Here is a 19,742-nt window from a genome sequence, read left to right as displayed (position 1 = left end):
TCGTTCTCCCGGAGCCGCTTGAACGCTCCGTGTGCGTGGCTCCGTCACCTGACGACGGGGCCACCCTGGCCGGGCGACCCTCAGCGGTATCGGGGGCCGCCCGGCCGTCCTGTCCTCCTCCTCGGAGAGGAAGCAGTTGTGCGAAGAATCCGTGTTCTCACCGTCGTACTGGCCCTGGCGGCCGGTCTGTTGGCCGGTGGTGGTCCGTCCGCGCTGGCCGCGAGCGAGCCGCGGGCGCCGCTCGCGGCCGACACGTACACCTGGCGGAACGCCCGGATCGACGGGGGCGGTTTTGTTCCCGGGATCGTGTTCAACCGGACGGAGAAAAACCTCGCGTACGCGCGCACCGACATCGGCGGCGCCTACCGGTGGCAGGAGTCGACGAAGACCTGGACGCCGTTGCTGGACTCGGTGGGCTGGGACGACTGGGGGCACACCGGTGTGGTGAGCCTCGCCTCCGATCCCGTCGCGCCGGACAAGGTGTACGCGGCCGTCGGCATGTACACCAACAGCTGGGACCCGACCGGGGGTGCCGTGCTGCGTTCCTCGAACCGGGGGGCCAGCTGGCAGAAGACGGATCTGCCGTTCAAGCTGGGCGGCAACATGCCGGGCCGGGGCATGGGTGAGCGGCTGGCCGTCGACCCGAACAAGGACAGCGTGCTGTATCTGGGGGCGCCGAGCGGCAAGGGGCTGTGGCGGTCGACGGACTCCGGGGTCACCTGGTCGCAGGTGACGAATTTCCCCAACGTCGGTAATTACGCGCAAGATCCGACCGACACCAGCGGTTACGCCTCCGACAACCAGGGCATCGTCTGGGTCACCTTCGACGAGTCCACGGGCACCTCGGGCACCGCGACCAAGACGGTGTACGTGGGGGTCGCCGACCTCGCCAACTCGGTGTACCGGTCGACGGACGCCGGCGCGACCTGGACCCGGCTCGCCGGGCAGCCCACCGGCTATCTCGCGCACAAGGGTGTCCTGGACGCGAAGAACGGCTATCTGTACCTCGCCTACAGCGACAAAGGCGGCCCGTACGACGGGGGCAAGGGGCAGTTGTGGCGGTACGCGACGGCGTCCGGGACGTGGAGCGACATCAGTCCGGTCGCGGAGGCCGACACGTACTACGGGTTCAGCGGGCTCACCGTCGACCGCCAGCATCCGGGGACGGTGATGGCGACGGCGTACAGCTCCTGGTGGCCGGAGACGCAGATCTTCCGCTCCACGGACAGCGGCGCCGACTGGACGAAGGCGTGGGACTACACGTCCTACCCGAACCGCACCAACCGCTACACGATGGATGTGTCCTCGTCCCCGTGGCTGACGTTCGGCGCCAACCCGCAGCCGCCCGAACAGGCCCCGAAACTGGGGTGGATGACGGAGTCGCTGGAGATCGACCCGTTCGACTCGGACCGGATGATGTACGGGACGGGGGCGACGCTGTACGGCACCGAGAACCTCACGCAGTGGGACAGCGGGGGCACGTTCACGGTGAAGCCGATGGTGCAGGGCCTGGAGGAGACGGCCGTCAACGACCTCGCGGCCCCGCCCTCGGGCGCCCAACTCCTCAGCGCGCTGGGGGACATCGGCGGTTTCCGGCACACGGACCTCACCAAGGTCCCGGCGATGATGTACACCTCCCCCGCCTTCACCTCGACGACCAGTCTGGACTTCGCCGAGTCCAACCCGAACACGGTGGTGCGGGTCGGTGACCTCGACTCCGGTCCGCACGTGGCCTTTTCGACGGACAACGGCGCCAACTGGTTCGCGGGGAGCGACCCTTCGGGCGTCAGCGGCGGCGGAACGGTGGCCGCCGCGTCGGACGGCAGCCGCTTCGTGTGGTCCCCGGCGGGCACCGGCGTGCAGTACACGACCGGGTTCGGCTCCTCCTGGTCGGCGTCGAGCGGCATCCCGGCCGGGGCGGTCGTGGAGGCCGACCGGGTCGACGCGAAGACCTTCTACGGCTTCAAGTCCGGCGTTTTCTACGTCAGTTCGGACGGCGGGGCGACCTTCAGGGCGTCCTCGGCGACCGGGCTGCCCAGCGGTGACAGCGTGCGTTTCAAGGCGCTGCCCGGTACGAAGGGCGACGTGTGGCTGGCCGGTGGGGCGGCCGGTGGCGCGTACGGGCTGTGGCACTCGGCCGACGGCGGCGCGAGCTTCGCCAAGCTGGCGGGCGTCGACCAGGCCGACACCATCGGCTTCGGCAAGGCGGCCACCGGCGCCTCGTACCAGACCCTGTTCACCAGCGCGAAGATCGGCGGGGTCCGGGGCATCTTCCGCTCCACCGACAAGGGGGTGTCCTGGACACGGATCAACGACGATGCCCACCAGTGGGGTTGGACCGGCGGCGCGATCACCGGGGACCCCCGTGTCTACGGCCGGGTGTATGTGTCGACCAACGGGCGGGGTGTGATCTACGGCGACACGTCCGACACCGGCGGCGGGGACGGGGGTGGCGGCGATGACGGGGGTGATGGCGGCGGAGGCGGCGGCGGTGATCCGGCGCCGACCGGGGCCTGTGCGGTGAGCTACCAGGTCACCAACCAGTGGGACGGCGGTTTCCAGGCCGACGTCCGGCTCTCCAACACCGGTTCGGCCGCCTGGTCGAGCTGGTCGCTCGGCTGGTCCTTCCCCAACGGCCAGCGGCTCGGCCAGAGTTGGAACGCCGACGCCAGCCAGTCGGGCACGACGGTGACCGCGCGGAACGTCGCCTGGAACGCAGCCGTGGCCGCCGGTTCCTCGGTCGCCTTCGGCTTCACCGGCAGCTGGTCCGGGACCAACGCGAAGCCGACGTCGTTCCAACTGGGCGGTCAGACCTGCACGGTGAACTGACCCGCCCGGCCCGAGTCGCACGGGGCGTTGCAACACGAGGGGCGCGTACCGTCGTTGGTACGCGCCCTTCGTCAACTCCCTTTGTCCTACGGCGTGTAGACAGCGGGGCGGGGTGCTGTGGTCATGCCGTCGCCGAGGAAGAAGCTCGGGTGCGGGGGTTGGTTGTACGCGGTGTTCTGCCAGCCCAGGGCCGTGCGGTACATCGTGTCGTGCAGGAGCGTGGTGATGCGGGTGCTCGTCTCGTACGGCGTGGAGTAGATGCGCAGGGCCGTGTTGTTCGACGTCGGCCAGACGACCTCCTCGCGCCAGTCGCCGAGGATGTCGCCGGAGAGCGACGGCGTCGCCTTGGTGGTGTTGTTGGAGTGGACGCCCGAGCCGGTCAGGAGACGGGTGTCGGAGGAGGCGCCGTACTTGTCGATGTGGGTGCCGTCGAGGAGTTCGCGCACCGGGTCGCCGTCCCACCAGGCGAGGAAGTTGGTGCTGGAGGGCTTGTGGGTGGAGACGACGGTGCCCTTGGGGTTGCGGACCCCGCTGTCGGCCGACGACCAGGACTCGGCGCCCGCGCTGCCCGCCCAGATGTCCCCGGAGACACCCCGGCCGTTGTCGCCGCTCGCGGGCGTGGACCAGAGGATCTGTCCGGTGCGCGCGTCGGCCATCCAGGACGACGGCTTGGAGCTGTCCTCGTCGACCTTGAACTCCTCAAGTCCCGCCCGCGACGGGTCGAGGTCGCCCACGTGCAGGGCGTCGCCGTGGCCGTTCTTCGTGGTCCACAGGGCGTTGCCGTTGTCGTCGACGGCCAGGGAACCGTAGACGATCTCGTCCTTGCCGTCGGCGTCGACGTCCGCGACGGAGAGCTGGTGGTTGCCCTGGCCGTCGTAGCCCTTGCCGCTGTTGGTCGAGGAGTTGGTGTCGAAGGTCCACCGGCGGGTGAAGGCGCCGCCGCGCCAGTCCCAGGCGGCGATCACCGTGCGCGTGTAGTAGCCGCGCGCCATCACGAGCGAGGGACGGATGCCGTCCAGGTAGGCGGTACCGGCGAGGAAACGGTCGACGCGGTTGCCGTACGAGTCGCCCCAGGACGACACCGTGCCGCGCGCGGGAACGTAGTCCACGCTGCCCATCGCCTTGCCCGTCCGGCCGTTGAACATGGTCAGGTACTCGGGCCCGGACAGGACGTAGCCGCTGGAGTTGCGGTAGTCGGCCGAGGCGCTGCCGATGACCGCGCCGGTCCCGTCGACGGTGGCGTCGGCGGTCTTCATGGCGACCTCGGCCGTGCCGTCGCCGTCGTAGTCGTACACCTGGAACTGCGTGTAGTGGGCGCCGGAGCGGATGTTGCGGCCGAGGTCGACGCGCCACAGCCGGGTGCCGTCGAGCCGGATGCCGTCGACGACGGTGTTGCCGGTGTAGCCGGACTGGGAGTTGTCCTTGGCGTTGGTGGGCTGCCACTTGAGGACGAACTCCAGCTGACCGTCGCCGTCGAGGTCGCCCACGGAGGCGTCGTTGGCCTCGTAGGTGTAGGCGACGCCGTCGGGGGTGGTGCCGCCGGCCGGTGGGCTGATCGGCACATCCGTGTAGCCGGTGCGGAGTTGGACGGCGTGCACCGAGTCGGCCTGTTCGACGCCGCCGACGATCGCGCGGACCGTGTAGTCGGCCTGCGCGGGGGCGCCGGAGTGGAAGTAGTTGGTGGAGCCGGTGACGGGGGTCGCGTTGACCTTCGTTCCGGCGCGGTAGACGTTGAACGACACGGTGTCCGGGTCGGTGCCCAGCCAGCGCCAGCTGACCAGGTTGCCGCTGTCGGTGTGGACGCTGACGACGCCCCGGTCCAGGGCCTCGACCTGGCGTGCGGTGGCGGCCTCGGCGGCGCCGGTGCCGAGGGCGGTGAGCCCGGCGGCGACCAGGGCCGTCGCCGCGGTCAGCGCGGAGAGGGCGGCGCGACGTCGGTGACGCCGCTGCGGGTGCTGCACGTGACGAACCTCCTGCGAGGACGGACGGATTCCGCCCCTCAGTCGCCGCCGCCACGCCGCACGTTGCCCTGCTTTTCGGCCACGGGGCAGGCAGGTTCAGCCGGTTGTGGGCTTGCGGAACGCGCGCAGGGTGAACTCCGGGTCCGGGCGCGGCCGTTCCTGGTCGGGCAGGAGGGCCAGCCGCGCGGCGAACCGTTCGGCGCGCGGGTCGCCGGGCGGCAGCAGGGTGAACCAGCCGCGCCGCAGATCGGCGGCGGTCCGGCGCGGGCTGCGGCCCTGCCCGTGCCCGGGGAACGTCGCCTGCCCGGCCGGGGTGAGCGACTCCTGCTCCGCGCACGCCTCGACGAGGTCCGCCGCGTCCGGTGCCGGGCGGCGCGGGCGGGGTGCGAGGACGGCGTCGATGTCGCTGCCGACGTCGTGGGCGGCGGCCTTGTCGACGGTGGTGACGTAGACGCCGCCGGGGCGCAGCACGCGGGCGCACTCGGCGATCACCGCGCGGGTGTCGGCGGGCCCGGCGAACAGATGCAGCAGCCAGACGCTGGTCACCGCACCGAAGGTGGCGTCGGGGAACGGCAGCGCCCGGCTGTCGCCCCGCACGATCGCGCCGGGCAGGCGTCCGGCCGCCCGGCGGGCCATGGCGTCCGTCAGGTCGACGCCGGTCACCCGCAGCTCCGGCCGGGCCGCGGCGAGCCTCCGCGTGACGATGCCGGTCCCGCAGGCCACGTCCAGGAGGCGCCCGGTGCGGTCCGGGACCAGGCTCAGGACGGCGTCGGCGGCAGCGGCGGCCCGGGGTTCGCCACCCCGGCGGGCGTCGTAGGTGCCGGCCTCGGCGTCGTAGTCGAGCACCGGGTCACTGGGCCCCGTGGCCGGGTGCCAGCGCCGTCACCCGCTGGGCGAGCGCGAAGTCACGGTCCGTGAGGGCGCCGCCCGCGCTGTGGGTGTGCACGGCGAGGGTGAGCGTGTCGTAGCCGAGGGTGAGGTCGGAGTGGTGGCCCAACTCCTCCTGGACCTGGGCGACATGGACGACCATGGCGGTCGCCGCGAAGTGGTCGGCGAGCCGGTAGGTACGGGTGAGCCGGTCCCCCTCGACGGACCAGCCGGGCAGCTCGGCCAACCGCTCCTCGATCACCGTTGGCGACAGCGGTTCCTGGGGCATGGCCCTGCTCCTTCCGGGCGGCGGGGTGCCTGTTCCCAGCGTGCCACAGGGGGCGCAGCCCGGCCGACCCGAGCGCCTGCCGGGGCCGGTGGGGTCAGGTTCTGCGGGGTCGGGCGGGGCAGGTGCGGTCGCGGGGCCCTGTGAGACCGGTGGCCGGACATGACACACTGCGCGCATACTTCGGCAGGTACTGGAGGCGGTGGCGTGAGTGAGCGGCGTCCCGCGCCCACCGTGGGTCAGGTGGTGCTCGGCAAGCGGCTTCAGGAGCTGCGGGAGGCGGCCGGCCTCAAGCGTGAGGAGGCGGCCAAGGTCCTGCGGGTGGCTCCGGCGACCGTGCGGCGCATGGAGATGGCCGAGGTCGCCCTGAAGATCCCCTACGTGCAGGTGCTGCTCTCCACCTACGGGGTCTGCGAGGACGAGGCGGCCGACTTCGTCGCGCTGGCCGAGGAGGCGAATCAGCCGGGCTGGTGGCAGCGGTTCCACGATGTGCTGCCCGACTGGTTCAGTCTGTACGTGAGCCTGGAGGGCGCCGCCCGCATCATCCGCTCCTACGAGCCGCACTTCGTGCCCGGGCTGCTCCAGACCGAGGCGTACGCGCGGGCCGTGATGGAGGCGGGCACGGTCGGGCAGAGCGGCACCGCGTCCCTGGAACGGCATGTGTCGCTGCGGATGGCCCGCCAACGGCTGTTGGACCGCGCGGACCCGCCCCATCTGTGGGTGATCATGGACGAGACGGTGGTGCGGCGGCCGGTGAGCATCCGCGCCGAGGTGATGCGCGAGCAGCTGGACAAGCTCCTCGAACTGTCCGAACGGGACCGGATCACCCTTCAGATCGCCGAGTTCGACGACGGCCCGCATCCGGGAACGGGTGCGCCGTTCACCCTGTTCCGGTTCGCCGAGCCGGAGTTGCCCGACATGGTGGTCACCGAGTATCTGACGGGCGCGCTCTACCTGGACGCGCGCGGGGAGGTCTCCGCGCACCTGGAGGTCCTCGACCACATGACGGCCCGCGCCGCCTCCGCCCAACGCACCCGGGAGATCCTGCGCGGCTACCGCACCCGGTTCTGAGACGCCGTTCCGAGGCACCTGGTGCTGAGGGCACCCGGTTCTGAAGCGCGGTACCCCTAGGGGCGAGTGGCCTGTCTGCGGCGTTGCCGCCTCGGCGCCGTTCACCCGGTTGGGGGGCGCGGCGCCGAGGGCGGTTCGAGCGAGTGGGTCAGACCAGTTCGGCCGTGAGCGTGATCTTCGTGCCGGAGAGGGCCTGGCTGACCGGGCAGTTGGCCTTGGCGTCCTCGGCGGCGGCGGCGAACGCCTCCTGGTCGAGGCCGGGAACCTCGCCCCGGACGGTCAGGTGGATGCCGGTGATGCCCTCGCCGGGCTGGAAGGTGACGTCCGCCTTGGTCTCCAGGCGGGTGGGCGGGGTGCCCGCGCCGGCCAGGCCGTGCGACAGCGCCATGGAGAAGCAGCTGGAGTGGGCGCCGGCGATCAGTTCCTCGGGGCTGGTCTTGCCGTTGGCCTGCTCGGAGCGCGCGGGCCACGACACCGGGTAGTCGCCGATGCCGGACGAGTCGAAGGTGACGACGCCGCTGCCCTGGAGGAGGTTGCCTTCCCAGGCGGTGTGTGCGGTGCGCGTGGTGGCCACGGTGAATCCTTTCGCGTGAGGTCCCTCAGTGCAGGGTCCGTGCCCCCATCCGATCACATCGGCCCCCGCTTCACCGACCGCAGGGGGCGCGTGCCCCGGGTGGGCGGGGCGTAGGGGGCGTAGGGGTGTTGACGTCCGCTCACGTCACGACATCCGCTCACGCCACGCGGAAGACCGGACCCCGGGAGCTGAACGGGAGCCGGGCGCCCGGCGGGATCAGACAGGCGTGTTCGCGGCGGACGCGCGGGGTGTCGCACCAGCCGTCGGTGATGACCAGGACCGGCGCGGTGGGCGGGAAGTCGGCGGCGCGGTGCAGCAGGTCGATGCCGGGTTGCAGGACGGTGCCGCCCCGGCCGTGGACGCGGACCCGGCCGGCGATCTCGGTGACCGGGAGGCAGCCCGCGTCGTGCGGGGCGGCGTCGCAGAACACGACGCGGGCGGCCGGGACGTCGCGGGCCTCGGCGTAGGAGGCGATCGCGCCGAGCGCCTTGCCCAGCAGGGTGCGGTCCATGGACCCGGAGCTGTCGAGGACGACGCCGAAGGTGCAGCGGGCGATGGCCTCGGGCGAGCAGAACACCGAGGGTCCGTCGCGGATCTGCGGGACGCCCATCAGGTCCTCGGGGGCCGGCTGGGTGCCGGGCGGGCTCACGCGCTCCAGGCCGAGCGAGGCGGCGAACTCCCTGATCAGGGACGACTTCCCGATACCGGGGGCGCCCCAGAGGAAGACCGGGCGGACGGTGGCGAGGCCGAGCAGCAGTTCGGGAATCCGGGAGGGTGTGACGGTGACGGCAGCCTGCAAAGCAGGGGCTCCTTGAGGGGTTCGGGGCCGCCAGTGCGTGGCCCGGCGTGGCTCGAACGGTGTGGGCGCGCACGTCCGTCGGCGCAGCCGATTTTTCCCAGGCGGCCCTAGTTTTCAGGCGGCCCTCTTTTCAGGCGGCCCTCCCCTTCAGGCGGCCCTCTTTTCAGGTGGCCCTCCCCTTCAGGCGGCCCTCTTTTCAGGCGGCTCTTCGGTCGGGCTCGTCAGGCGTGGGCTCGGGTTCGGGCTCGTCGGGCGCGGGCTCCTCGGGCGCGGGCTCGGGCTCGGAGGCCGTCAGCGGTACCTGTGGGCCGTTGCTCTCGCGCAGCCAGCGGCGCAGGACGCGGTGGACGTGCTCGGCGCCGACCAGTTCCGTGCCCTCCTCGACGGGCGCGGACAGGGCGAGCGGCGACATCAAAAACGGCCGCCCCTGGGCGCCGCCGAGCCCGCCGTGCGAGCCGATCTGCTCCTCGAAGGCGAGGACTTCGCCGTCGGCCGGGTCATGGCTGGAGTTGACCATGATGTCGGCGGTGTGCGGGAAGGAGTGGGTGCGGCGCACGGCGTCGGCGGCGCCGGGCCCGAACGCGGCGAGCGGCCCGGGGTCGTCGTCGAGCCGGTCGAGGGGGATCTCGGCGCCGTGCGGGCCGAGCACGACGCCGCCGTGGGCCGCGCTGCGCACCAGCAGGAAGCCGATGCCGGGGTGGTGGGCGAGGGTGGTGAGCAGGGCCGGGTGACGGGCGTCGATCTCCTCCTTGGTCATGCGGTGCGGCACGTCCGGGAAGGAGACCAGGCCGAGGTTGCCGGAGGCCAGCACGATCGGCTCGGAACGGCGGCCGCCGGGGCGGTGTTCCTCCTCGCCCTCCTCGACGGGCCGTCTGAGCGCGGCCCGCACGGCGGCGCGGGCCTCGGTGCCGCTGCGGGTGCGGCGGGCCCGGCGCGGCACGGGCAGTCCGCAGCCCGCCCGCACCAGATCGGCGAGGCCGAGTCCGTAGCGGGCGCGGAACGTCTCCCCCGGGCTCTGTCCATGGTCGGAGAGCAGCACGATCCGGTAGGGGCGCGGGGCGTGCTCGGCGACCTTCTCGATCAGCGCGAGGGAGCGGTCGAGGCGGGCGAGGACCTGCTCGGCGTCCTTGCTGTGCGGCCCGGAGTGGTGGGCGACCTCGTCGTAGGCGACGAGGTCGGCGTAGACGGCGGTGCGTCCGGCGAGCAGGTCGCCCATCACGGCGGCCACCACGACGTCCCGCTCCACGACGGTCGCGAAGGCGCGGACGACGGGGTAGAGGCCGCCCCGGCCGACGCGCGGGCGCTGCCCTCTGGCCCGGGCCCTGGTCGACTGGGCCATCTCCCGGCCGACCTCGGCGACGAACGACAGCGCGGTGCGCACGGCGTTGGCCGGGTCGCAGAAGTAGGCGAAGTAGCCGTCCCGGGAGCGGTTGGCCCGGCCTCTGCGGCGGGCGGCGATGGACAGCACCAGGGCCTGTTCGTCGGCGCCGCCCCCGAAGAGGTTGCCCCGGCTGGCGCCGTCGACGGTGAGGAGGCCGCCGTCGCCGGTGTGCTCGACCACGCGGCGCTGGAGTTCGGCGGCGCTGGTCGGGCGGTTGCAGACCATCACCTCGCGGCTGTCCTTCTCGTACCAGCGGAACGCGGGCACGTCGTGGTTCGAGCCGTGCAGGATGCCGAGTTGGCTGGCGCCGGTCTGGCTGGACCAGTCGGTACGCCAGGGGGTGAGCCGGTGGGTGCGGTCGGCCAGCAGCCGGGCCACGGTCGGCATGACCCCGCCCGAGGCGGCGGCGAGCAGGACGTCGTGGCCGACGCCGTCGAGTTGCAGGAAGACGGTGCCGGGGGTGGCCGGGATCGGTGCGTGGCGGCGTCTGCGGCGGTCGGCGAGGCGGGAGAGGCGGCGCCGGTAGGCGTCGTCGTCGCGCACGGCGAGGGCGCCGCCGGTGGCGGAGGCGACGGCGGACATCACGGCGGCCACCACGACTGCGGTCTCGGGGGTGGCGCCGCCGCGCGCGGCCGGGTTCAGCCGCAGGGCGAGGAGGAGCAGGGCGCCGTTGAGGAAGAAGACCAGCAGGCCCAGGACGAGGGCGGGCACCAGCAGGAGCAGGCGGACCAGGAGCGGCCAGACCAGCGCGGACAGCACACCGAAGGCACCGGCGCCGAGGGCCGCGGTGACGGCGATGCGGGTGGCGCTGGCACCGTCGGCGGTCTGGATGTGGAAGTCGGGCAGGAGACCGGCGAGCACCAGCATGGTGACCGTGGAGGCCGCCCACACCGTGACGCTGCGCCCCGCCTGACTGATCACCCGCCGCCACCGTCCACCGCGCACGCCGCTCCCCCTCACATCCCCGGCCCGTCGTCGCTGCGGACCCACACGACAACCCTGCCACAGGGGTCTGACAATCCCCCGGGACAGCCTGCCGGAAGGGCTCCCGGGGTACTCGGGACAGCCTGCGGAAGGGGCGGACCCGCGGGAAGGAGCGGCCCGCTGGAACGCAGGCAGAGGGGGCGGCGGGGGCTGTCTAGCGGCCGTCGTATCCGGCTGTCGGCATGGAGAGTCTGCGGTGCACGTGGGCCTTCATCTGGGCGTCGTAGGCGGGTTCGGCGCTGCCGACGGTCTCGACGCGGACCCCGCGCCGGGCGCACTCGGCGGTGAACTCCTCGACCGACGACAGGGCGCTCTCCAGGACCCGGCGGCTGGGCGCCACGAACAGGTCGACGCCCGCGCGGACGCCGTCCCACAGGACGCTGTGATCGGCGCGGAGCCCGGAGACCAACAGTTCCCTGCTGACGCGGTAGCCGCGTTCGGCGGCCCAGCGGGCGCACATCGCGTACTGGCTGCGGGAGTCCACCAGGAAGGGGTCGGTGTCCAGTTCCTCCAGCGGCGTCAGACTCGCGATCGCCGTGACCCGCACCGATCCCATGGCACCCCTCTCACCTCCGGATTTCGCCGCCGACCCTACTCCTGCCCGTAGGCTTCGGGGAGTCGCACAAGGGAGGCAAAGGGGTGCCGGTGGAGATCACCTGGTGGGGTCACGCCACCTGCACGGTGGCGGACTCCGGCGTACGCGTGCTCACCGACCCGCTGTTCGCCCGTCGGCTGGCTCATCTGCGCCGCCGTCGCGGGGCCGTGCCTCCGCCGGAGGCCTGGCGGGCCGACGTGGCGCTCGTCTCCCATCTGCACGCCGACCACCTGCACGTTCCGTCCCTGCAACGGCTCGCGCCCGGCACCCGCCTGCTGGTGCCCCGGGGCGCCCGCCGCGCGGTGCCCGCGCTGAACAGGCTGCGGGGCCTGCTGCTGACGGAGGTGGCGCCCGGCGATGTCGTGCAGGTCGGGGACGTGACCGTCCGGGTGGTGTCCGCACGGCACGACGGCCGACGGCTGCCGGTCGGGCCGCACCGCTCCCCCGCGCTCGGGTATGTCGTCGAGGGCGAGGGGCGCACGTACTTCGCCGGGGACACCGGTCTGTTCGACGCGATGCGGGACGAGGTCGGGTCCGTCGACGTGGCGTTGTTGCCGGTCGGCGGCTGGGGGCCGTATCTCGGGGAGGGGCATCTGGACGCGGGGCGGGCCGCCGAGGCGCTGGCGCGGCTGGCGCCGGGCAGCGCGGTGCCGGTGCACTACGGCACGTACTGGCCGATCGGTATGGACGCCGTGCGCCCCCATGAATTCCACGCGCCCGGCGAGGAGTTCGTGCGCCTGGCCGCGGGGCGCGCGCCCGGCGTGGCGGTGCACCGGCTGGGGCACGGGGAGAGCGTGCGGCTGGCGGCGGGCCGGTGAATCTGCTGGCCGCAGCCGCTTCGTCGACGGAGTCCACGCAGCAGGCGATCGGGTATCCGACGTTGTTCCTGCTGGTGCTGGTGGGTGCGCTGGTGCCGGTGGTGCCGACGGGGGCGCTGGTGAGTTCGGCGGCCGTGGTGGCGTTCCATCAGACGGCGCCGTTCGCGATGGTGCTGGTGTTCGTGACGGCGTCGCTGGCCGCGTTCCTCGGGGACGCGACGCTGTACTGGCTGGGGCGGCGCGGGATGCGCTCGCGCAACGGCTCGCGCTGGCTGGAGGCGATCCGCTCACGGGCGCCGGAGGAGCGGCTCGCGCAGGCCCAGGCGAAGCTGGCCGATCACGGGGTGACGGTCCTGATCCTGTCCCGGCTGGTACCGGCCGGGCGCATCCCGGTGATGCTGGCCTGTCTGCTCGCCGAGTGGCCCCTGCGCCGCTTCTCCCGAGGCAACCTTCCGGCCTGCCTGGCCTGGGCGGCGACCTACCAGTTGATCGGCATCCTGGGCGGCACCCTCTTCCCCGAGCCCTGGGAAGGAGTCCTGGCGGCCATCACCCTGACCATCCTCCTCACCGCCCTCCCCAGCGCCTGGCGCAGACTCCGAAGAACCCGCACAGCTTGACCCCGTCCGGGCAGCCCACCGAGCAGAGCCAGCGACGCCCGGGCAGCGCCCCTTTAAGGAGCGCAGGTCACCCAATCGAGCAACGGCCCGGGCAGCGTCCCTCAAGGGGCGCGGGGAACTGCGCGACCAGCCACGACGGCGCAGCAGTCGCCCACCAACCTGACCCCGCGCTTCCGGCGCCGCGTCTCACCCCCCACCCCGCCCCGGCACGGAATCCAGCACCCGAGACCCGCCCACCGGCAGATCCCACAGATCCTCCCGAGGCCGCCCCGCCCCCGCCCAAGCGGCCCGCACCCGCGTGAGCGGCTCAAGCACCGGCTCGGCGGAGAGAACGAACGCCCCCCAGTGCATGGGAACCAACCGCCGAGCCCCGAGATCCCGCACCGCCCGCACCGCCTCCTCCGGATCACAGTGCACGTCACTGAGCCACCATCGCGGGTCGTACGCCCCGATGGGCAACAGCGCGAGGTCGATGCCCGGATACCGCCGGCCGATCCGCTCGAACCAGTGCCCGTACCCCGTGTCCCCGGCGAAGTACACCCGCTGCCCGTCGGGCGCCGTGAGCACCCAACCGCCCCACAGCGTCCGGCACGTGTCGGTGAGGCTGCGCTTGGACCAGTGATGGGCGGGAACGAAGTCGAAGCGGACCCCGCTCAGTTCGGCCCCCTCCCACCAGTCCAGCTCGGTGACCGAGGTGAACCCGCGGCGCCGGAACCAGCCGGCGAGCCCGGCGGGCGCGAACACCGGTGTGGCGCGCGGGAGTCGGCGCAGCGTGGGGGCGTCGAGGTGGTCGTAGTGATTGTGGCTGATGACGACCGCGTCGACGCCGGGCAGGGCGTCCCAGGCGATGCCGACCGGCGTGATCCGGGGCGGTGTGCCGAGGATGCGGCGGGACCAGACCGGGTCGGTGAGCACGGTCAGGCCGCCGACCTGGACGACCCAACTGGCGTGTCCCGCCCAGGAGACGGCGATCGTGCGGGCGTCCACGCGGGGCAGCGGGCCGGGGGCGAACGGGATGCGCGGCACATCCGCGAGGCCCTCGCGGCCGGGTCGGACGGCGCCCTCGCGGGCGAACCGGGCCATGGCCTTGAGGCCGGGCAGCGGCGCGGTGAGCCGGTCGTGGAAGGTGCGCGGCCACACCCGGCGCTCGCCCAGCGGGCGGGGTTCGGCGAGCGGCGGGAACGGCGCCGCGAACGTGCCGGGCGGCTCGGGAACCACCAGGTCACCGGGGTCCCGGGTGGTGATGCCCGTCGTGCTCCCCGCCGTGGTGCCCGTGCCGCCGGTCGACTCGGACTGCTGCGTCATCGAGGGGGCTCCTCTCGCCGAGCGTCATCGCGAAGGTCGTCGAAGACCGACTTCACCCGTGTCAACGCGCGTTGCACATGGGGGAGTTCCCACGGCGAGGGTGAGGTGAGGCAGGCGGCGCGTTCGGCGTCGGTCGCGCCCAGCAGCGGGCCGGTGGAGAGGCGGACGCGCAGGGCGCCGAGTTCGTCGCCGAAGCGGTGGCCGCCGGGGGTGGGCGGGCCGAGCCTGGCGGTGAGGAAGTCCTCCAACTCCTGGGCGTCGCCGACCCCGTGCGCGGTGAGCGCGGGCCGCAACGGGTCGAGGTCGACGTACAGGTGGCGTCCCGCGCGCGGGGGCAGCGCCAGGGCGCCCGCCGCGACGACGGTGTCGTGCAGGGCGCCGGCCACGCGCGCGTGGAGGCGGACGGCGGCGGCCACGCGCGTGGTGACCGGCTCGGGTTCGGCGAGGGCGTAGGCGGCCGGGGCGGCGACGGGTCCGGCGACGGCACCACCGAGGGCGGTGAGCACGTCGAGCACGCGCGCGTGGAGGGCGGTGCCCTGTTCGCCGGGCGGGAACCGGGCGACGGCGGCGGGCCAGCCCGCGGGGAGCAGGGCACCGGCCAGGTCGGTGACGACGGTGACCCGGTCGGGGAGCATCTCGGCGGGGCTGAGCAGCACCGTCTCCCGGGGTGCGTGCAGGGTGTCGCGCCAGGTCTCGTCGCTGACCAGGTGCAGTCCCTCGGCCGCGGCGGCCTCCACGCACGCGTGCAGCAGTTCGGGCGGTGCGACGGTGCCGGTGGGGTCGTCGGCGACGGACACCACCAGCAGCCTGGGGTCGCCGCCCTCGGCCCGTACCCGGCGGACGGTCTCCAGGAGGGCGTAGGGGTCGGGGACGCCCCCGCAGTCGGCGGGGGTCGCGACATGGAACACGGGTCGGCCGAGCAGACGCGCGTACGGCGCCCACCAGGCCGCGCAGGGACGCGGCACCAGGACGTCGCCGCCGAGCGCGGCGGTCAGCGCGAGCAGCAGCGCGGGGGCGCCGGGAGCAACGGCGACGCCGTCGACGTCGACGGGCAGGCCGCGCCGCGCCCAGTAGCCGCAGGCCGCCTCCCGCACCGTTGCCCCGCCTCCGACCGGTTCCCCGTCGCCGCCCTTCCCGGCCCCGTGCGCGAGAACGTCCGCCAGCGCGTCGAGCACGGGCAGCCCGTCCCCGGCGTTGGCAGGGCCGAATCGCACCGGCCCGTGCCCGAGGGCGTCCCCGTGCTCGTGGAAGGCGGTCCACCGCATCCGCGCCCCCTCTCCTGCACGCGGGCGGCGTTCGTCGGCCGGGGTCATCCGTCGGCGGCGTTGCCCCGGTGGCGCAGCCGGTGCGCGGCGGCACCCAGCGCGCCCGCGATCAGCACGCCCCCGGCGACCAGCGCCGGCACGGAGTCGGTGAACGTACCGCCCTCCCCCGCGTGCACGCCCTGCTGCACCGGCGGAACCCCGCAGGGCTCGCCGCGCGGCTCGGGACAGAGCCGACCCCCGCCCCACTCGCCGCCCCGTTCCACGCTGAACGTGGCACTCCAGGCCCGCCCCGCCGCATCCCCGTGCCCCGGCCGGCCGGGCCCACCAGGTCCCCCGGCCCCGCCGGGACAGGTCCCGTCCACCGTCCAGGCCGAGTCCCGCGTAACGGCGTCGGGCCCCCGCCCCTCGAACTCCCCGGCAGCAGAGATCCGACCACTCCCCCGATAGACAACCCCACCCCCGGGCCGCTCCCCGGCCCCCGGCACCCGCCCCCCGTCCCCACCAGGCCGCTCCCCCTGCCCAGGCAGCCGCCCACCCCCTTCCGGAGGCCGCTCCCCCTGCCCAGGCAGATGCCCACCGCCCTCCGGAGGCCGACCCCCCTTGCCGGGAAGCCGGTCGTCGGCGCCGCCAGGGGCTCGTTGCAGGCGAATGGTGCCCTCGTCGAAGGCTTCCGAGGTGGCCTCGATGGTGGCGGGAACGGGCCCCGGGGCGGCGGGGCAGGTGACCGTGACGGTGACGTTGCCGCCGGGCGCGACGGTGCTCGGGCTGACCTCCGCGGCCGGGTCCGCGGAGACGGCCGTGGCGGCGGCGCCGAGCGCGGCACCGGCCAGGGCGGCGGAGGCGAGGACGCGGGCGGTGCGGCGCATGAGGCGGGCTCCTTCGGCCGACGGGGCTGGGGCACGAACGCCCCACAGCCATCACAGCCCCCCACCCGCTCCCCCGCGCGCGGCCGACCCCCATTAGCAGGACCCAAACCCCCAACCGAGTGACCCCCAGACCAAGCCCGGCCGCCCCCACCCACAAACCTGACCAGGCACCCGCCCAGGGGCGCGGGGCTGTATCAATATGCGGCTCCGCCGCGCGGGCGCGACCAACCACAACGGCGCAGCACCCACCCACGAACCTGCCGAGGCACCCACCTAGGGGCGCGAGGCTGTATCAATATGCGGCTCCGCCGCGCGGGCACGACCAACCACAACGGCGCAGCACCCACCCACGAACCTGCCGAGGCACCCACCTAGGGGCGCGGGGAACTGCGCGACCAGCCACGACGGCGCCGCGCCCAACCAACAACCCCCCACCGAATCGCTACGCCGCCTCGCGCAGCACCTGGTGCCGAACCCGGCTACAACTACGGTTGATCAACCGAGACACATGCATCTGCGAGATACCGAGCTGCTCGGCGATCCGACTCTGCGTCATGTCGGCAAAGAACCGCATATAGAGAATGGTCCGCTCACGTTCCGGCAACGCGGCCAGCCGAGGCCGCACGGCCTCCCGGTCGACGACGATGTCCAGCGCGGGATCGACACCCCCGAGCGCATCGCTCAGCGAGTACCCGTCATCCGCCCCCGCCACCTCCGCGTCGAGGGACAACGCGGTGAAACTCTCCAACGCCTCAAGCCCCGCCCGCGCGTCGTCCTCACTCATCCCGGCCCGCTCGGCGATCTCCGCGACCGTGGGCCGGCGCCCCGAGACGGTCTGGGCCAACTCCTGATTGGCGGTGCGCACGCGGTTGCGCAGGTTCTGCACCCGGCGCGGCACATGCAGGGTCCACATGTGGTCGCGGAAATGCCGTTTGATCTCGCCGGTGATGGTCGGCACGGCGTAGCTCTCGAAGGCGTTGCCGAGCGCGGGATCGTAACGGTCGACGGCCTTGACGAGGCCGAGGGCGGCGACCTGGCACAGGTCCTCGACGTTCTCGCCCCGGCTGCGGAACCGCCCGGCGAGCCGCTCGGCCATCGGCAGCCAGGCCTCGACGATCCGGTCGCGCAGAGCGTCCCGCCCGGGTCCGTCGGGCAGGGCGGCGAGCCGCCGGAAGGCGTCCGCGGTGTCGGGGGCGTCGTGATGGGGATGGCGCTTCGTGGTCAGTCGAGTCGGCATGGTGCGTCGCAACTCCCTTGATGCTTCGCTGGGTTGGACGGTCACCGTGGGAGTGCGGGGGCGCCAGGACGGGCGCGCCCGTGGCGGCGTGAGCCGCTCCCACGGACGTGCCTCCGGTCCGAAGCACTGACGTTCGCCTGCCCCGGCCCACTCCCGGCAAACACCGCCACCCGACAAGGGAGTTGACGCGGACGACGCGCCGCCGCCGACCACCGCCCCCGCGTCGCCCTCAGACGCAGGGCGTCGCCGACTCGCCCCGTCCCCGGTCCCGGGCGCCCGCGCGGGTGCGGCCGGGGGCGACGAGGCGGCGCGGGTTGCGGCGCAGGTACTCGCCCTCCAGCTGGGCCATGCGGTCGTTGTGGGCGCGCAGGGCGTCGTTCGAGCCGTACAGCAGGGTGTCGTGGCGCGTGCGGTGGATCGTCTCCAGCTCCTTCATGAGCTGCTGTTCGTCCAGCCGGCTGGGGTCGACTCCGGTCATGATGCTGCCCCGCTCGTCGTGGGTACGGCCTCCGGGAGGGGTGCCGTGGAGCCAGCGTCTCCGCATCCACTGTACGAACAACCGCGCCGCCGGGCCTCCGAAGCGGCCCGGGGCCCGGCGGGAGGGGTCAGCGGGCCCGTTCGACCCGGCGTTCGTCCCAGACCGGCTCGGGGGTCTCGCGCAGGCGGCCGTCGCTGCCGAAGACGAGGAAACGGTCGAAGGAGCGGGCGAACCAGCGGTCGTGGGTGACGGCGAGAACCGTGCCGTCGAAGGCCTCCAGGCCCTCCTGGAGGGCCTCGGCGGACTCCAGGTCGAGGTTGTCGGTCGGCTCGTCGAGGAGCAGGGCCGTCACGCCTTGCAGTTCGAGGAGCAGGATCTGGAACCGGGCCTGCTGTCCACCCGAGAGCCTATCGAACGACTGTTCGGATTGCTGGGTCAGTTCGTAGCGCCGCAGCCGGGACATCGCGGCGCCCCGGTCCTGGGCGTGCTCGGACCAGAGGATGTCGAGGAGGGTGCGCCCTTGCAGCTCGGGGTGGGCGTGCGTCTGCGCGAAGTGTCCGGCCACCACCCGCGCCCCCAGCTTCCACTGCCCGGTGTGCGCGACGTCGCCCCCGGCGAGCAGCCGCAGGAAGTGCGACTTGCCGGAACCGTTGGAGCCGAGCACGGCGACCCGCTCGCCGTAGAAGACTTCGAGGTCGAACGGTTTCATCAGCCCGGTCAGTTCAAGTCCCGCGCAGGTGACGGCCCGTACGCCGGTCCGGCCGCCCTTCAGCCGCATGGTGATGTCCTGCTCGCGCGGCGGCTCCGGCGGCGGCCCCGCCTCCTCGAACTTCCGCAGCCGGGTCTGGGCGGCCGCGTAACGGGACGCCAACTCATGGCTGATGGACGCCGCCTGACGCAGGCTCAGCACCAGCTTCTTCAACTGGGCGTGCTTCTCGTCCCAGCGCCTGCGCAACTCCTCGAAGCGGGCGAAGCGTTCACGGCGGGCCTCGTGATAGGTGGCGAAACCGCCGCCGTGCACCCAGGCGTCGGCGCCGGCCGGTGAGGGCTCGACGGAGACGATCTTCTCGGCGGCGCGGGCGAGGAGTTCACGGTCGTGGGAGACGAACAGGACCGTCTTGCGGGTCTCCTTGAGGCGCTCCTCCAGCCACCGCTTGCCGGGCACGTCAAGGTAGTTGTCCGGCTCGTCGAGCAGCAGCACCTCGTCCGTGCCGCGCAGCAGCGCCTCCAGGACCAGCCGCTTCTGCTCACCGCCGGAGAGCGTGCGCACCTGCCGCCACTGGGCCTTCTCGTAGGGCACCCCGAGCGCGGCCGTGGTGCACATGTCCCACAGCGTCTCCGCCTCGTAGCCGCGCACCTCGGCCCAGTCGGAGAGGGCCTGCGCGTAGCTGAGCTGGGCGGCCTCGTCGTCGACGGTCAGCAGGGCGTGTTCGGCCTTGTCGACGGCGCGGGCGGCGTCCTGGATGCGCGGCGCTGCGACGGAGACCAGCAGGTCACGCACGGTCGACTCGTCCCGTACCGAGCCCACGAACTGGCGCATCACCCCGAGGCCGCCGGTGACGGTGACGGACCCGCCGTGCGGCTTCAGCTCGCCGGAGATCAGCCGCAGCAGGGTCGTCTTGCCGGCGCCGTTGGGCCCGACGAGGGCCATGACGGCGCCTTCCCCGACCCGGAACGACACGTCGCCGAGCAACGCCCTCCCGTCGGGGAGGTCGTACTCAAGATGCGCGGCTTCGAGGTGTCCCATGGGGCCGCATTCTGGTCGCCGCCGGGGGACCCGGGCAAACGGGTATCGGGTGAGGGCGCCGG

Annotated in this window: 16 protein-coding genes and 2 pseudogenes; 4 read left to right on the top strand and 14 right to left on the bottom strand. The window is 73.3% G+C overall.

Features of this window, described 5'->3' with window-relative positions:
- Nucleotides 1-138 precede the first annotated feature (138 nt).
- The gene (locus tag ACIQOU_RS06835) at nucleotides 139-2,829 is read left to right on the top strand and encodes a cellulose binding domain-containing protein (RefSeq protein WP_401534483.1); all 2,691 of its coding nucleotides are present in this window, start codon (nucleotides 139-141) and stop codon (nucleotides 2,827-2,829) included.
- Nucleotides 2,830-2,915: 86 nt separating this feature from the next.
- Here ACIQOU_RS06835 and ACIQOU_RS06830 read toward each other — a convergent pair whose 3' ends face one another.
- From ACIQOU_RS06830 to ACIQOU_RS06820, 3 genes are all read right to left on the bottom strand, one after another.
- Entirely contained in the window at nucleotides 2,916-4,790 is a 1,875-nt protein-coding gene (locus ACIQOU_RS06830) for a rhamnogalacturonan lyase (RefSeq protein ID WP_401534481.1), read from the bottom strand.
- Nucleotides 4,791-4,886: 96 nt separating this feature from the next.
- The gene (locus ACIQOU_RS06825) at nucleotides 4,887-5,636 is read right to left on the bottom strand and encodes a class I SAM-dependent methyltransferase (RefSeq protein ID WP_401534479.1); all 750 of its coding nucleotides are present in this window, start codon (nucleotides 5,634-5,636) and stop codon (nucleotides 4,887-4,889) included.
- 4 nt (nucleotides 5,637-5,640) lie between these two features.
- Nucleotides 5,641-5,946: a 4a-hydroxytetrahydrobiopterin dehydratase gene (locus ACIQOU_RS06820; RefSeq protein WP_401534477.1), complete on the bottom strand. Its 306-nt coding sequence runs from the start codon at nucleotides 5,944-5,946 to the stop codon at nucleotides 5,641-5,643.
- Nucleotides 5,947-6,150: 204 nt separating this feature from the next.
- On the opposite strand from ACIQOU_RS06820, the gene ACIQOU_RS06815 reads away from it, so the two are divergent.
- Nucleotides 6,151-7,014, top strand: a complete 864-nt coding sequence (locus tag ACIQOU_RS06815) for a helix-turn-helix domain-containing protein (protein WP_401534476.1) — start codon at nucleotides 6,151-6,153, stop codon at nucleotides 7,012-7,014.
- A 148-nt stretch (nucleotides 7,015-7,162) separates the two neighbouring features.
- On the opposite strand, the gene ACIQOU_RS06810 is transcribed toward ACIQOU_RS06815, so the two are convergent.
- The 5 genes and pseudogenes from ACIQOU_RS06810 to ACIQOU_RS06790 form a co-directional block, all read right to left on the bottom strand.
- Entirely contained in the window at nucleotides 7,163-7,588 is a 426-nt protein-coding gene (locus tag ACIQOU_RS06810) for an OsmC family protein (protein WP_401534474.1), read from the bottom strand.
- 157 nt (nucleotides 7,589-7,745) lie between these two features.
- Nucleotides 7,746-8,153: pseudogene (locus ACIQOU_RS06805) on the bottom strand (hypothetical protein); the annotation flags it as partial.
- Nucleotides 8,136-8,387 (bottom strand): annotated as a pseudogene (locus tag ACIQOU_RS06800) (MoxR family ATPase); the annotation flags it as partial. The pseudogenes ACIQOU_RS06800 and ACIQOU_RS06805, both read right to left, overlap by 18 nt.
- 196 nt (nucleotides 8,388-8,583) lie before the next feature.
- Nucleotides 8,584-10,713 carry an alkaline phosphatase family protein gene (locus ACIQOU_RS06795; RefSeq protein ID WP_401534472.1) on the bottom strand — a complete coding sequence of 710 codons (2,130 nt, stop codon included), beginning with the start codon at nucleotides 10,711-10,713 and terminating at the stop codon, nucleotides 8,584-8,586.
- Nucleotides 10,714-10,906: 193 nt separating this feature from the next.
- The gene (locus ACIQOU_RS06790; RefSeq protein ID WP_401534470.1) at nucleotides 10,907-11,308 is read right to left on the bottom strand and encodes a hypothetical protein; all 402 of its coding nucleotides are present in this window, start codon (nucleotides 11,306-11,308) and stop codon (nucleotides 10,907-10,909) included.
- 83 nt (nucleotides 11,309-11,391) lie between these two features.
- Between ACIQOU_RS06790 and ACIQOU_RS06785 the strand changes: the two genes are divergently transcribed.
- Entirely contained in the window at nucleotides 11,392-12,165 is a 774-nt protein-coding gene (locus tag ACIQOU_RS06785; RefSeq protein WP_401534469.1) for an MBL fold metallo-hydrolase, read from the top strand.
- Entirely contained in the window at nucleotides 12,162-12,782 is a 621-nt protein-coding gene (locus ACIQOU_RS06780) for a DedA family protein (protein WP_401534467.1), read from the top strand. The genes ACIQOU_RS06785 and ACIQOU_RS06780 overlap by 4 nt, the downstream gene beginning before the upstream one ends.
- Nucleotides 12,783-12,968: 186 nt before the next feature.
- Here ACIQOU_RS06780 and ACIQOU_RS06775 read toward each other — a convergent pair whose 3' ends face one another.
- The 6 genes from ACIQOU_RS06775 to ACIQOU_RS06750 all read right to left on the bottom strand — a co-directional run bounded on the left by ACIQOU_RS06775 (nucleotide 12,969) and on the right by ACIQOU_RS06750 (nucleotide 19,680).
- Entirely contained in the window at nucleotides 12,969-14,087 is a 1,119-nt protein-coding gene (locus tag ACIQOU_RS06775; protein ID WP_401534466.1) for an MBL fold metallo-hydrolase, read from the bottom strand.
- A complete protein-coding gene (locus ACIQOU_RS06770) occupies nucleotides 14,084-15,352 on the bottom strand; it encodes an aminotransferase class I/II-fold pyridoxal phosphate-dependent enzyme (RefSeq protein ID WP_401534464.1) in 1,269 nt (422 codons plus the stop codon). Before ACIQOU_RS06770 ends, ACIQOU_RS06775 begins: the two co-directional genes overlap by 4 nt.
- Nucleotides 15,353-15,396: 44 nt before the next feature.
- A complete protein-coding gene (locus tag ACIQOU_RS06765) occupies nucleotides 15,397-16,218 on the bottom strand; it encodes a hypothetical protein (RefSeq protein WP_401534462.1) in 822 nt (273 codons plus the stop codon).
- A gap of 442 nt (nucleotides 16,219-16,660) precedes the next feature.
- Nucleotides 16,661-17,455 (bottom strand): RNA polymerase sigma factor SigF, encoded by a 795-nt coding sequence (locus tag ACIQOU_RS06760; protein WP_401534460.1) that lies wholly within the window; start codon nucleotides 17,453-17,455, stop codon nucleotides 16,661-16,663.
- A gap of 229 nt (nucleotides 17,456-17,684) precedes the next feature.
- Entirely contained in the window at nucleotides 17,685-17,999 is a 315-nt protein-coding gene (locus ACIQOU_RS06755; protein ID WP_401534458.1) for a DUF6158 family protein, read from the bottom strand.
- Between the two features lie 61 nt (nucleotides 18,000-18,060).
- A complete protein-coding gene (locus ACIQOU_RS06750) occupies nucleotides 18,061-19,680 on the bottom strand; it encodes an ATP-binding cassette domain-containing protein (RefSeq protein ID WP_401534456.1) in 1,620 nt (539 codons plus the stop codon).
- Between the last annotated feature and the right edge of the window lie 62 nt (nucleotides 19,681-19,742).

It is taken from the genome of Streptomyces sp. NPDC091279 (assembly GCF_044757465.1).
Lineage (GTDB): Bacteria > Actinomycetota > Actinomycetes > Streptomycetales > Streptomycetaceae > Streptomyces.
This window is presented reverse-complemented; position numbering and strand designations above follow the sequence as displayed.